This is a genomic window from Thioclava atlantica (assembly GCF_000737065.1).
In the GTDB taxonomy this organism is placed as follows: domain Bacteria; phylum Pseudomonadota; class Alphaproteobacteria; order Rhodobacterales; family Rhodobacteraceae; genus Thioclava; species Thioclava atlantica.
The window spans coordinates 121,194-133,354 of record NZ_AQRC01000007.1 but is presented as its reverse complement, the minus strand read 5'-3'; the positions used below and the strand labels follow the sequence as shown (position 1 = coordinate 133,354).

General features: G+C 65.3%; 12 protein-coding genes. 2 read left to right on the top strand and 10 right to left on the bottom strand.

The window, feature by feature from the left end; genetic code table 11:
• Nucleotides 1-79: 79 nt before the first annotated feature.
• The 8 genes from DW2_RS10465 to groES form a co-directional block, all read right to left on the bottom strand.
• Nucleotides 80-277 carry a YgaP family membrane protein gene (locus DW2_RS10465; protein ID WP_038146117.1) on the bottom strand — a complete coding sequence of 66 codons (198 nt, stop codon included), beginning with the start codon at nucleotides 275-277 and terminating at the stop codon, nucleotides 80-82.
• Nucleotides 278-409: 132 nt separating this feature from the next.
• Entirely contained in the window at nucleotides 410-1,282 is an 873-nt protein-coding gene (gene mmsB, locus DW2_RS10460) for a 3-hydroxyisobutyrate dehydrogenase (protein WP_038146113.1), read from the bottom strand.
• Nucleotides 1,279-2,325, bottom strand: coding sequence for an enoyl-CoA hydratase/isomerase family protein (locus DW2_RS10455; RefSeq protein ID WP_038146111.1), 1,047 nt, complete (start codon nucleotides 2,323-2,325; stop codon nucleotides 1,279-1,281). Before DW2_RS10455 ends, mmsB begins: the two co-directional genes overlap by 4 nt.
• Before the next feature lies 1 nt (nucleotide 2,326).
• Complete coding sequence (locus DW2_RS10450) at nucleotides 2,327-3,472, bottom strand: acyl-CoA dehydrogenase family protein (protein WP_038146110.1); 1,146 nt, start codon at nucleotides 3,470-3,472, stop codon at nucleotides 2,327-2,329.
• Between the two features lie 191 nt (nucleotides 3,473-3,663).
• Nucleotides 3,664-4,419: an SDR family NAD(P)-dependent oxidoreductase gene (locus DW2_RS10445; protein ID WP_038146106.1), complete on the bottom strand. Its 756-nt coding sequence runs from the start codon at nucleotides 4,417-4,419 to the stop codon at nucleotides 3,664-3,666.
• Between the two features lie 113 nt (nucleotides 4,420-4,532).
• On the bottom strand, nucleotides 4,533-5,423 hold the full coding sequence (locus DW2_RS10440; protein WP_038146105.1) for a serine hydrolase domain-containing protein: 891 nt from the start codon (nucleotides 5,421-5,423) through the stop codon (nucleotides 4,533-4,535).
• Between the two features lie 135 nt (nucleotides 5,424-5,558).
• The gene (groL, locus tag DW2_RS10435; RefSeq protein ID WP_038146104.1) at nucleotides 5,559-7,205 is read right to left on the bottom strand and encodes a chaperonin GroEL; all 1,647 of its coding nucleotides are present in this window, start codon (nucleotides 7,203-7,205) and stop codon (nucleotides 5,559-5,561) included.
• A gap of 64 nt (nucleotides 7,206-7,269) precedes the next feature.
• A complete protein-coding gene (groES, locus tag DW2_RS10430; protein ID WP_038146103.1) occupies nucleotides 7,270-7,557 on the bottom strand; it encodes a co-chaperone GroES in 288 nt (95 codons plus the stop codon).
• 216 nt (nucleotides 7,558-7,773) lie between these two features.
• On the opposite strand from groES, the gene DW2_RS10425 reads away from it, so the two are divergent.
• A complete protein-coding gene (locus tag DW2_RS10425; protein ID WP_051855877.1) occupies nucleotides 7,774-8,775 on the top strand; it encodes a TraB/GumN family protein in 1,002 nt (333 codons plus the stop codon).
• Between the two features lie 112 nt (nucleotides 8,776-8,887).
• The gene (locus DW2_RS10420) at nucleotides 8,888-9,808 is read left to right on the top strand and encodes a manganese-dependent inorganic pyrophosphatase (protein WP_038146102.1); all 921 of its coding nucleotides are present in this window, start codon (nucleotides 8,888-8,890) and stop codon (nucleotides 9,806-9,808) included.
• A 57-nt stretch (nucleotides 9,809-9,865) separates the two neighbouring features.
• Here DW2_RS10420 and DW2_RS10415 read toward each other — a convergent pair whose 3' ends face one another.
• Nucleotides 9,866-11,380 (bottom strand): acetyl-CoA hydrolase/transferase family protein, encoded by a 1,515-nt coding sequence (locus tag DW2_RS10415; protein WP_272944425.1) that lies wholly within the window; start codon nucleotides 11,378-11,380, stop codon nucleotides 9,866-9,868.
• Between the two features lie 186 nt (nucleotides 11,381-11,566).
• Complete coding sequence (locus tag DW2_RS10410) at nucleotides 11,567-11,953, bottom strand: response regulator (RefSeq protein ID WP_156102945.1); 387 nt, start codon at nucleotides 11,951-11,953, stop codon at nucleotides 11,567-11,569.
• Nucleotides 11,954-12,161 lie beyond the last annotated feature (208 nt).

The following is a 12,161-nucleotide window of genomic DNA, read 5'->3' as shown; positions in this document are numbered from 1 at the left end:
AGGCTTGGCGCATGACGCGGCGAAAGACTGCCGAGACGCGGCGGGACAGAAGAAGGTCAGGGCGCCTAGGCGGTCCGCTTCAGCGCTTGCAGGTATTGATCCCGAGCAGGGTATAGAGCCCGCAGGTCCCGAGCAGGCCCGTGGCGAGCGGGATCACCCCCAGCCAGTAAAGCCAGCTATAGGCGCCTTCCGGGTTCAGGAAGTAGCCGAGGATCAGGCCGAGCCCGACCACGATGCGCACGATGCGGTCGATGCCGCCGACATTGCGTTTGAACATGATGTCCCCTCCTTCGAGGCGATTGCGTAAGATATTGATAACTCTACGCGTCGCGCGGCGGCAAGGATTAAACTCGGGGGCACAGGCAGGAGAGGGGGCGCGCGCGAGATCCCGCGCGCGCCCGCGATTGCGTCAGCTGCGCCCGCGCTTTTCGAAACGCGGCAGCATGGCCGAGAAATCCTTGCCCTTGCCGTCCTCGGCCTCGACGAAGGCGGCATAGAGCGCGGTGGCGAGCTTGCCCATCGGGGTGTCGGCATCCGCGCCTTCGGCGGCCTGCTGGCTCAGCCGCAGGTCCTTGAGCATCAGTTCCGAGGCGAAACCGGGCTTGTAGTCGTTATCGGCGGGGGTTTGCGGGCCCACGCCCGGCGCCGGACAATAGGCGTTCATCGACCAGCTATAGCCCGAGGAGGTCGAGACCACGTCAAACATCTTCTGCCGGTCGAGGCCGAGCTTGTCGGCCAGCGCGAAGGCCTCGCAGGTGGCGAGCATCGTGACGCCGAGGATCATGTTGTTGCAGATCTTGGCCGATTGGCCCGCGCCCGCATCGCCGCAATGCACCGCCTTCTGGCCCATCACGTCGAAGAGCGGCTTGACGGTGGTGAAGGCGTCTGCCGGGCCGCCGACCATGAAGGTGAGCGTGCCCTGCGTGGCCCCGCCGACGCCGCCCGAGACGGGCGCATCGAGCGCGCCGAGGCCCCGATCGGCCGCCATCTTCGCGACCGCACGCGCGCTTTCCACATCGACGGTCGAGCAATCGCACAGCACCGCGCCGTCCTGCATCGCCGGGATCACCTCCTTGGCGACCTCGCGCAGGATCTGGCCATTGGGCAGCATGGTGATGACGACCTCCGCCTCCTGCGCCGCGGCCGCGGCGGTGGTCGCCTGCCCGACGCCTTCGGGCATCGGTGCGGTCAGATCGAAGCCGATCACCTGATGGCCCGCCGCGACCAGATTGGCGGCCATCGGCCCGCCCATGTTGCCAAGTCCGATGAATGCGATTTTCATTTTGTCTCCTCCCAGATGGCCCAGTCCGGCCCCAGCGGCTCCAGCATGCGCGCCACCGCCTCCTCGGGCAGCGTGTCCAGAGCGTATTTCCAATGCGGGTTGCGGTCCTTGTCGATGATCTGCGCCCGCACCCCTTCGAGAAAGTCACCTAGCTCCGCCGCCCGCCAGGTAAAGCGGAACTCGTGTTCGAGCGCGGCGCGGATCGTGTTCTCGGCGCGGGTCGTCCGGATCAGCCGCATCGTCGCCTCCATCGAGAGCGCCGAATTGCGGCGGATCGCTTTCAGGCAGCGTCCCGCGAAGTCCCCGCCCTCGACCTCGAGCGCGTCGATCACGCCGTGGATGTCGGGGGCCGCGAAGGCGGCGTCGATCTCGGGCTGAAGGGAGGCGAGGCTGCCGGGCTCGGGGGGCGCTTCACCCTCGGGCAGGGTGGCGACATCGCCGCTCTCGATCAGCCTGGCCTTCACCGTGTCCCATGTCGTCTCGGGCAGGAAGCGGTCGGCGAAGCCCGCGTAAAGCGCATCCGCCGCTCCCATCCGCGTGCCGGTGACGCCCAGATATTCGCCCACGCGCCCGGGCGCGCGCGCCAGCAGCAGCGTGCCGCCCACATCCGGAATGAGGCCGATCCCGCTTTCGGGCATCGCGACCTGGGTGCTCTCGCCGATGATGCGGTGGCTCGCATGGCCGCCCACGCCCACGCCGCCGCCCATCACGAAGCCCTGCATGAAGGCGACGATCGGTTTCGGGAACTCGGCGATCTTCGCGTTCATCCGGTATTCGTCGCGCCAGAAATCGCGCCCGGGCGCGTAATCCCCGGCGATCCCGGCGCGATAGACGGCGGCAATGTCCCCGCCCGAGCAGAAGGCGCGCTCGTCCTCGGCGTCGATCACGACCAGATCCACCTCCGGATCGTCGCGCCACGCGTCGAGCGCGGCCTCGATCGCCATCGCCATGTCATGGTCGAGCGCGTTGAGCGCTTTCGGCCGGTTGAAGGTGAGCCGCCCGGCGCGGCCCTCCTTGCGTGCGATCATCGTCTCGTCGGACATCTCAGCCCCGTTCCGCCAGCATCGCGCGGCTCACGATCAGCCGCATGATCTCGTTGGTGCCTTCGAGGATCTGGTGCACGCGCAGGTCGCGCACGATCTTCTCGATCCCGTAATCGGCAAGGTATCCGTAGCCACCATGCAATTGCAGGCACTGATTGGCCACCTCGAATGCGGCATCGGTCACGTAGAGTTTGGCCATCGCGCAGAACTTGGTCGCGTCGGGGGTCTTGTTGTCGAGCTTCCACGCGGCCTGGCGCAGGAAGGTGCGGGCCGATTGCAGCTTCACCTCCATCTCGGCGAGGCGGAATTGCAGCGCCTGGAACTGGTCGAGCGATTTGCCGAACGCCTTGCGCTCGCCCATATAGCTCAGCGTCTGGTTCAGCGCGGTCTGCGCGCCGCCGAGCGCCGAGGCCGCGATGTTGAGACGCCCGCCATCGAGACCCGCCATCGCATAGGCGAAACCGCGGCCTTCCTCGCCCAGCAGGTTCTCGGCCGGGACCACGCAATCGTCGAATTGCACCTGCGCGGTGGGCTGCGCCTTCCAGCCCATCTTCTTCTCGAGCGCGCCGAAGCTGAGCCCCGCGGTGCCATCCTCGACGACGATCGTCGAGATGCCCTTCGGCCCGTCGCCGCCCGAGCGCACCATCGTCACATAGACATCCGAATAGCCGCCGCCCGAGATGAAGGCCTTGGTGCCGTTGAGCTTCCAGCCCTCATTGGTGCGTTGGGCGCGGGTGCGCAAAGCCGCCGCGTCCGAACCCGATCCCGGCTCGGTCAGGCAATAGGAGAAGATCTTGGTCATGCTGGTGAGGTCGGGCAGCCAGCGCGCCTTGTCCTCCTCGGTGCCGAACTTGTCGATCATCCCGCCGCACATGTTGTGGATCGACAGGAACGAGCCCACGGCGGGGCAGGCCATCGCGAGCGCCTCGAAGACGAGCGTCGCATCGAGGCGCGACAGGCCCGAGCCGCCATACTCCTCGGAGACGTAGATCCCGCCCAGCCCCAGCTCCGCGACCTTGGGCCAAAGCTCCTTCGGGATCGTGCCGGCCCCTTCCCAATCCGCCGCATGGGGCGCGATCTCATCCTGCCCGAAGGCATGGGCCATGTCGAAAATGGCCTGCTGTTCCTCGCTGAGCGCGTAATCCATGAAACTCCTCCCCCGAGTTCGCCGATTGGACGGATGAATTGAACACCCGTTTAATTTCGAATCCTTGCAGGAGTTTTGCAAGGGGGGAGGTGGCGTATCGGGAACACCCGTGTTCGGCCCGTCATCTGGCCGCGAGCGCGGGGCACGACGTTCCGCCGCTTTCGTCGGACGGGGCCACCGCGACCTTCATCTCACTTCTTCCGGAGCGCGGGGAGGCCGATACCGGTCGCCTCGAACCCGCCATCGGCGGCGAGCACCTGCCCGGTGATATAGCTTGCGCGGTCGGAGGCGAGGAAGCAGACGGCTTCCGCGATCTCGCGTTCCGAGCCGTAGCGATTGAGCGGGATCGCGTCGTGATAGGCCGCGATGATCTCCTCGCTATGCACCGCCATCGCGAGCTTGGTGCGCACAGGCCCCGGCGCGACCGCGTTGGCGCGGATGCCGAGTTCGCCCAGCTCCACCGCCTGTTGCCGGGTGAGCGCGTTCACCGCCGCCTTCGAGGTGCCATAGGCGACCCGCAGCGTCGAGGCGCGCAGCCCCGAGATCGAGGAGATGTTCACGATCGACCCCCTCGCTTTCGCGAGGAGCGGCGTGAGCGCCTGGCTCATCAGGAAGACCCCGTCGAGATTGACCTGCATGACCCGATCCCACGTCGCGAAATCGGTCTCGCCGATCGGCATGAACTCGGCCACGCCGGCATTGTTCACCAGAGCGTTGAGCCCGTATTGCGCGATCCGGCCGACCTCCTCGGCCATCACCGCCACGTTCTCCGCGCTGCCGACATCGCACAGGATCGGATGCACGCCTTTCAATTCGCCGGCCACCGCTTCCAGCTCGTCGCTGTCGCGATCGACCATCACCACCTGCCAGCCCATCTCGAGAAAGAGCTGCGTCGTCGCCAGTCCGATCCCGCGCGCCGCGCCCGTGACGAGTGCCAGATTTATCATCGTTCCCTCCCGCAGTTTCCCCGACGCTAGCGCGGGGCGGGGCAGGGTTCCAGTGTCAATACAACGGACCTCTTTCGCATGCCGGATTTCCCGGCTTCGCGTAACGGGAGCGCTCAGATGCCCTCAGCGATGGTCACGGCTTCGAACTCCGCGACGCCCGGATCGGTGCCATCTGTGAAGCAGGCGACGGTAACGGGCTCGGGCGCTTCGGGAAAATGATAGACGGCGTTCACGCTGAAGGGGCCGCTTCCCGAATGCCCGATCGCGGCGCCCACGCGCTGCATTTCCCCGCGCATCAGCCCGAGTCCATATCCGCATCTCGTCCAGGGACGACCCGGCAGGGCGCCTCCCACCGGGCGCTCTTGGAGCATCTGCGCGCGGGCCTCGGGGGACAGCAGATGCCCCGAACACAGAGCGTGCAGCAATCGGGCGGCATCCGCGGCAGTGCCGGTCAGGCAGCCGTGATAGACCCAGCCCGGATCGTAATCTCCGGCGGCTGTCCAGTGCAGAGAGGCGAACTGCGCCTCTGTTTCCGCCAGTCGCACGCTCTCCAACCCCAGCGGCGCGCAGATCAGATCGGAAACAAGGTCTTTCAGCGGCTTCCCGGTCGCCCGCTCGATCTCCTCCCGCGCACGCATGTAGCCGACATTCGAGTAGGACCAGCCCACGCCCGGTCGAAACAACGGGCCGTTGCGCATCACCCTGTCGAGAAGCGCGTCGCGCGACCAGGGCGGCTCCCCACGGCTGACGGCGCGATGATACTCCGCAAGCTGCGCGTAATCGGGCAGCCCGGAGGTGTGCGCGAGGAGGTGGCGAAGGCTGTAGGGCTCGCCGGCCAGTGGCGCATCCAGGTCCAGAGCGCCACTCTCGGCAAGATTGAGCGCGCAGATGGCGATCACCGTTTTGGTGAAGCTCCAATAGGGGAAACGGACCTGCGAGGCTCCGCTGCCGCCCTCGCGTCCGGAGGAGGCAATCCAGTGGGTATGAAGATCCGCTTTCGTCACATGGCGATGCTCCGCACCTTCGCAGGCGATGTCAATTTCGGGCGCGTCGCCGACCGGAAAGATCCCAATATCCGCAAAAAGAAAAGGGCGCCCCGAGAGGCGCCCTTTCCGTGATCCCGAAGCGGGAACGGCTGATTACATCATGCCGCCCATGCCGCCCATGCCGCCCATGTCCGGGGCGCCGCCAGCGGCACCTTTCGGCTCGGGCTTCTCGGCGATCATCGCCTCGGTGGTGATCAGCAGGCCGGCAACCGAAGCCGCATCTTCCAGAGCGGTACGGGTCACTTTGGCCGGGTCGATCACGCCGAATTCGAACATGTTGCCATATTCTTCGGTCTGGGCGTTGAAGCCGAAGTTCAGGTCGTCGCTCTCGCGGACCTTGCCGGCCACGACAGCACCGTCCACGCCGGCGTTCTCGGCGATCTGACGCAGCGGCGCTTCGAGTGCGCGCTTGACGATGGCGATACCGGCGTCCTGGTCGCTGTTCGCGCCCTTGAGGTCGGCGAGCACTTTCGCGCCCTGAACGAGGCTGACGCCGCCGCCGACGACGATGCCTTCCTGCACGGCCGCACGGGTCGCGTTGAGAGCGTCGTCCACACGGTCCTTGCGCTCTTTCACTTCGACCTCGGTCATGCCGCCGACGCGGATCACAGCCACACCACCGGCGAGCTTCGCGACACGCTCCTGGAGCTTCTCGCGGTCGTAATCCGAGGTGGTTTCCTCGATCTGGGTGCGGATCTGGCCGACGCGGGCTTCGATCTCGGCCTTGTCACCGGCACCATCGACGATGGTGGTGTTTTCCTTGGTGATCGAGACCTTCTTCGCGGTACCGAGCATGTCCATGCCGACATTCTCGAGCTTCATGCCGAGATCTTCCGAGATCACCTGGCCGCCAGTGAGGACCGCGATGTCCTGCAGCATGGCCTTGCGGCGATCGCCGAAGCCCGGAGCTTTCACGGCCGCGATCTTCAGGCCGCCACGCAGCTTGTTGACGACGAGGGTGGCGAGCGCTTCGCCTTCCACGTCCTCGGCGATGATGAGGAGCGGCTTTTGCGACTGGATGACCTGCTCGAGCAGCGGGACCATCGGCTGCAGCGACGAGAGTTTCTTCTCGTGCAGCAGGATGAAGCAGTCTTCCAGCTCGGCGACCATCTTGTCGGGATTGGTCACGAAGTAGGGCGACAGGTAGCCGCGGTCGAACTGCATGCCTTCGACGACCTCGACTTCGGTCTCCATGCCCTTGTTCTCTTCGACGGTGATCACGCCGTCATTGCCGACCTTCTGCATCGCGTCGGCGATGAAGCGACCGATGGTCTCTTCGCCGTTCGCGGAGATGGTGCCGACCTGAGCGACTTCGTCGGAGTCCTTCACCGGGCGCGAGGCGTTCTTGATCGCTTCGACCACTTTCGAGGTGGCGAGGTCGATGCCGCGCTTGAGGTCCATCGGGTTCATGCCCGCGGCCACGGCCTTCAGGCCGTCCTTGACGATCGCCTGAGCGAGCACGGTCGCGGTGGTGGTGCCGTCGCCGGCCTCGTCATTGGTGCGCGAGGCCACTTCCTTGACCATCTGCGCGCCCATGTTCTCGAACTTGTCCGACAGTTCGATCTCTTTCGCGACCGACACACCGTCCTTGGTGATGCGGGGCGAACCGAACGATTTCTCGATCACGACGTTGCGGCCTTTCGGGCCTAGGGTCACCTTCACCGCATCGGCGAGGATGTCGACGCCCTTGAGCATGCGGTCGCGCGCGTCGGTCGAGAATTTCACGTCTTTGGCTGCCATGTCTGTTGGCTCCTTGACTGATTATTTCGTTGGGAAATCAGGGGTCTCGAACAGGGCTGTCGCCTTATTCGATGATGCCCATGATGTCGCTTTCCTTCATGATGAGCAGTTCTTGCCCATCGAGCGTGACCTCGGTGCCGGACCACTTGCCGAAGAGAACGCGGTCGCCCGCCTTCACCGCCGGCGCGATCAGTTCACCCGAATCCTTGCGCGCACCTTCGCCAACCGCGACGATCTCGCCCTCGGCGGGCTTTTCTTTCGCGCTGTCGGGGATGATCAGGCCGCCCTTGGTTTTTTCTTCGCTCTCCACGCGCTTGACCAGCACACGGTCATGAAGCGGTTTGAATGCCATCTGGCTCACTCCCTAAGGTTCCAGGTCTGAAATGCTTTAGCACTCTCATCAGGGGAGTGCTAACAGGAGCGGAATTAGTGGGTGAGAATGCGCCCGTCAACTCCTTCGTTGCGAAAATTTTTCTTCTTCGGGGCTCGGCGGGCAGGGCGGATGACGTATGGAACGGGGGCGATATTCGCGCTTTGCCTGAACGTGGCCGCGTGGCACTGTGCGGGCATGAAAAACAGCGTTCTCTTGCGTGCTCTGCTCGCCCTTCCGGTCTGGCTCTTCCTCGTCGCTTCCGCGCGCGCGGAATGTGTCGGCAGCGACCTCTTCGATGCGATGCCCAAGGCCGAGCAGGCCAAGCTCGAACAGGCCGCGCATGCCGCGCCCTTCGCTCAGGGGCTCCTGTTCGCGGCCCGCAAGGACGGGCAGGAGATCACGCTGGCCGGCACCTACCATCTTCCCGATCCGCGCCATGCCGCCCTGGCCGGTCGGGTCAAGGAGGCGCTCGCCAAGGCCTCGGTGCTTCTGGTCGAGGCCGGGCCGAATGAGGAGGCGCGCCTTCAAAAGGCGATGACCACCGATCCGAGCCTGATGTTCTCGACCGGCAAGACGCTTCCCGAACTTCTCTCCGAAAAGGACTGGGATCTGACCAAGGCCGCGCTTGCCGCGCATGGGATGCCCGCCTTCCTTGCCGCCAAGATGCGGCCCGCCTTCGTGGCGATGACGCTCTCGCTTCCGCCCTGCGCGATGGAGGAGATCGCCAAGGGCGGGAAGGGGCTCGACAAGCTGGTGATGGAGAGCGCGCAGGGCCGGGGCGTGGCGATCGAGGCGCTCGAGCCGTGGGATACGGTCTTCACGCTCTTCAACGCGATCAGCGAGCCCGAGGCGCTCGAGATGCTGCGCGCCGCGGTGATCGGCGCGCCGCTTGCGGGGGACATGGGCGTGACCATGGGCGATCTCTATTTCCGGGGCGAGCCGCGGATCATCTGGGAGCTCGCGCGTCAGCAGGCGGTCGCGGGCGGAATGGATCCGGCCGAGGTCGAGCGCCAGATGAAGCTTTCCGAGGATCTGATGATGGATGCGCGCAACCGCAACTGGCTGCCAAAGATCGAGGCCGCCGCCGTGAAAGGCCCCGTCGTGGTCGCGGTGGGCGCGCTGCATCTCTCGGGCGAGCAGGGGCTCTTGAAGCTCCTGCAGGAGGATGGCTGGACGATCACCCGGCTCGACGGGTGAGGGCGCGGCGCCCGGTCGCGTTGCCGGGCGCGTTCCCGTTCCGCAGAATCGTGACAAGAGTTTCTGCACCGCCTATAAGGCGCGCGACAGACGAACATCCGAAGGAAGACCCATGACCACCAAGGTTTTCGGCCACAAGGCCCCCGATACCGACTCGACCGGATCGCCCATCGCCTGGGCCTGGTATCTGAGCGAGGTGAAGGGCACCCCCGCGGTTCCCTGCCTGCTGGGCGAACCCAATACCGAAGCCGCCTTCGTGATCGAGCATTGGGGCCTCGAGAAGCCGCAGATCATCGAGACCATCGCCGAGGGCGAGAAGGTCGTCATCGTCGACACCAACAATCCCGCCGAGCTGCCCGAGGGGATCAACGCGGCCGAGATCGTGCAGATCATCGACCACCACAAGCTGACCGGCGGGATCGAGACCACCACGCCGATCGACATCACCATGCGCCCGCTCGCCTGCACCGCCACCATCATGTACGACCTGATGGGCGATGACGTGGCCAAGGCTCCGCGCGGGGTGAAGGGCGCGATGCTGAGCTGCATCCTCTCGGACACGCTGGAATTCCGCTCGCCCACCACCACCGATCACGACCGCGCGGTGTGCGAGGCGCTGGCCAAGGATCTGGGCGTCGACATGCACGAGCTGGCGACGAAGATGTTCGAGGCGAAATCCGACGTCTCGGCCTTCTCGGACGCGGAACTGCTGCGGATGGATTCGAAGGAATATGCCGTCGATGGCACCAAGTTCCGCGTCTCGGTCCTCGAGACCACCGCGCCGAAGATGATCCTCGACCGCAAGGACTCGCTGATGGGCGCGATGGAGACGGTCGCGAAAGAGGACGGTGTCGACCAGGTGCTGCTCTTCGTGGTCGATATCCTCAAGGAAGAGGCGACGCTGCTGGTGCCGAACGATCTGGTGAAGGGCGTCGCGGAAAAGAGCTTCGGCGCGACCGTGACGGGCGACGCCGTCGTCCTGCCGGGCATCATGAGCCGCAAGAAGCAGATCATCCCGTCGCTCAAGGTCTGAAGACCGCGCAGCGGCGACATGCGAAGGGGCGTCCCGCGGGGCGCCCCTTTTTCCGTCTCACTCTTTCATCGTGCCGGTTTCGACGAAGCGGCGATGCCAGCTCAGCGCCTCGGAGAGGACGTTGGGCGCATGATTGCCGTAACTGTCGCGCTGCGCGCGCTCGAAATAGGCCCGCAGCCCGTCTCGATAGGCGGGATGGGCGCAGGTCTCGATGATCGCTCGGGCGCGTTGTTTCGGGGAGAGCCCGCGCAGATCCGCGAGGCCCTGCTCGGTCACGATCACCTGCACGTCCTGCGCGATGTGATCGACATGGGCGGCCATCGGGACGATCGCCGAGATCTTCCCGCCCTTCGCCGTCGAGGGCGTCATGAAGATCGAGACATAGCCGTTGCGTGCGAAATCCCCCGAGCCGCCGATCCCGTTCTGGATCCGCGAGCCCATCACATGGGTCGAATTGACGTTGCCGTAGATATCCGCCTCGATCAGCCCGTTCATCGCGATGCAACCCAAACGGCGCACCAGTTCGGGATGGTTCGAGATTTCCTGCGGGCGCAGGATCAGCTTGTCGCGGAAGAACTGCGCGTTGTCGTTGAAATAGGCCGCCTTCTCGGGGGAGAGCGAGAAGGCGGTGGCCGAGGCCATGTGCAGCTTGCCCGCCTCGATCATGTCGAGCATCCCGTCCTGGATGACCTCGGTGAAGGCGGTCATCTGGTCGAACGGCGCGTCGATCAGCCCTGCCATCACCGCATTGGGCACGTTGCCGACGCCGGATTGAAGGGGGAGCAAGCCGCGCGGCAGGCGGCCCTGTTTCACCTCGTTGCCGAGGAAGTCGAGGATATGCCCGGCGATCGCCTCGGCCACGGCATCGGGCGGCGAGAACGGCGCGTTGCGGTCGGGCGTGTCGGTCTCGACCACGGCCACGACCTTATCGGGATCGACATCGAAACGGGTCTGGCCGATCCGGTCGTCGGGCTTCACCAGCGGGATCGGCACGCGGTTCGGCGGCAATGCGGTGCCGTAATAGATGTCATGCATCCCGTCGAGCGCCTCGGACTGCCAGTGGTTCAGCTCGAGGATGATCTTGTCGGCCTGCTCGAGCCAGGTCTTGTTGTTGCCCACCGAACTCGACGGGATCAGCTTGCCGTCCTCGGTGATGCCCGAGATCTCGATCACGGCCGTGTCCAGCTTGCCGAGAAACCCCATCCAGGCCATCGGAGCGACCTGGCTCAGATGCAGGTCGAAATACTGCATCTGGCCGCGGTTGATCCGCTCGCGGGCGATCGGGTCGGAATTGTAGGGCAGGCGGAATTCGATCCCGTCGGCGCGCGCGAGGGCCCCGTCGAGCTCGGGCCCCGTCGAGGCCCCGGTCCAGACCTTCACCTTGAAGGGACGCCCCGCGGAGTGCTCTGCCTCGATCCGCTCGGCAAGCGCCATCGGCACGGCCTTGGGATAGCCCGACCCGGTGAAGCCGCTCATCCCGATCGTCGCGCCATTGTCGATCAGCGCGGCCGCCTCCTCGGCGGACATCACCTTCGCGGCCAGACCTGCATGACGGTTGCGGTGTTTGCTCACGCGCGCCTCCTTCAATTTATGGGGGCCGAAAGGCGCAGGAACTCGCTGGGCGGTTTTCGCCGTTCCGCCGCGCCCGGCCGGATTTCGCGCGGCTAGGAAACCAAGATTGCGGGAACTGTCCATGTTTGGCCGGTATGCTGCCGTTGCATACCTTTGTGCACAATCGGAATGGCAAGGGGAGGGCGCTCAGGTCGCCTTGAAGCCCATCGCGACAAGCGCCCGGGCGATGTCGTCGCCGGTATAGGGTTTGTCGAGCATCGCGCCGCTCGGGAAGGTGCCGAGCAATTCGGGCTCGTGATCGTAGCCGGTCGAATACAGGATCGGGACCGCGCGTTCGGCCAGCGCGCGCGCCGCTGCCAGCGAGGTTTCCCCGCCCAGATCGATATCGAGAAGGGCAAGCGTCGGCAGCAGGCCTTCGGCGATCTTGCGCATCGCGTCATCGAGCGTCGCGCAGATGACCACCTCTGCCGCCCCGAAATCACCCAGCATCGCCGCGACATCATACGCCACGATCATCGCATCCTCGACAATGAGGGCGATCCCGTCGATACGCGGCAGGGAAGGAAGTGTCATGATCGACACGCGCGGGCCAGCCACAACGAAGATGTCAGCCGGAGCCGAAGAATCTGGAGCATCCTGCTACCTTCCAAAGCATCTAGATGTGCGTGAGGCGCCGAACTTCTGCGCGTCAGTAGAATCCAGTCTGCAGCGCCTTTTGTCATTTAACTATGACATGTCCCCAAAGGGAACTCGCTTCTGCCCAACTCGCCCGAGAGTGGCG

Excerpts from the sequence above, each read along its gene's own strand:
- DW2_RS10410 (WP_156102945.1), bottom strand. The coding sequence starts at position 11,953 with ATGACACTTCCTTCCCTGCCGCGTATCGACGGGATCGCCCTCATTGTC.
- DW2_RS10455 (WP_038146111.1), bottom strand. The coding sequence starts at position 2,325 with ATGTCCGACGAGACGATGATCGCACGCAAGGAGGGCCGCGCCGGGCGG.
- DW2_RS10425 (WP_051855877.1), top strand. The coding sequence starts at position 7,774 with ATGAAAAACAGCGTTCTCTTGCGTGCTCTGCTCGCCCTTCCGGTCTGG.
- groL (WP_038146104.1), bottom strand. The coding sequence starts at position 7,205 with ATGGCAGCCAAAGACGTGAAATTCTCGACCGACGCGCGCGACCGCATG.
- groES (WP_038146103.1), bottom strand. The coding sequence starts at position 7,557 with ATGGCATTCAAACCGCTTCATGACCGTGTGCTGGTCAAGCGCGTGGAG.
- DW2_RS10465 (WP_038146117.1), bottom strand. The coding sequence starts at position 277 with ATGTTCAAACGCAATGTCGGCGGCATCGACCGCATCGTGCGCATCGTG.
- mmsB (WP_038146113.1), bottom strand. The coding sequence starts at position 1,282 with ATGAAAATCGCATTCATCGGACTTGGCAACATGGGCGGGCCGATGGCC.
- DW2_RS10450 (WP_038146110.1), bottom strand. The coding sequence starts at position 3,472 with ATGGATTACGCGCTCAGCGAGGAACAGCAGGCCATTTTCGACATGGCC.
- DW2_RS10420 (WP_038146102.1), top strand. The coding sequence starts at position 8,888 with ATGACCACCAAGGTTTTCGGCCACAAGGCCCCCGATACCGACTCGACC.
- DW2_RS10445 (WP_038146106.1), bottom strand. The coding sequence starts at position 4,419 with ATGATAAATCTGGCACTCGTCACGGGCGCGGCGCGCGGGATCGGACTG.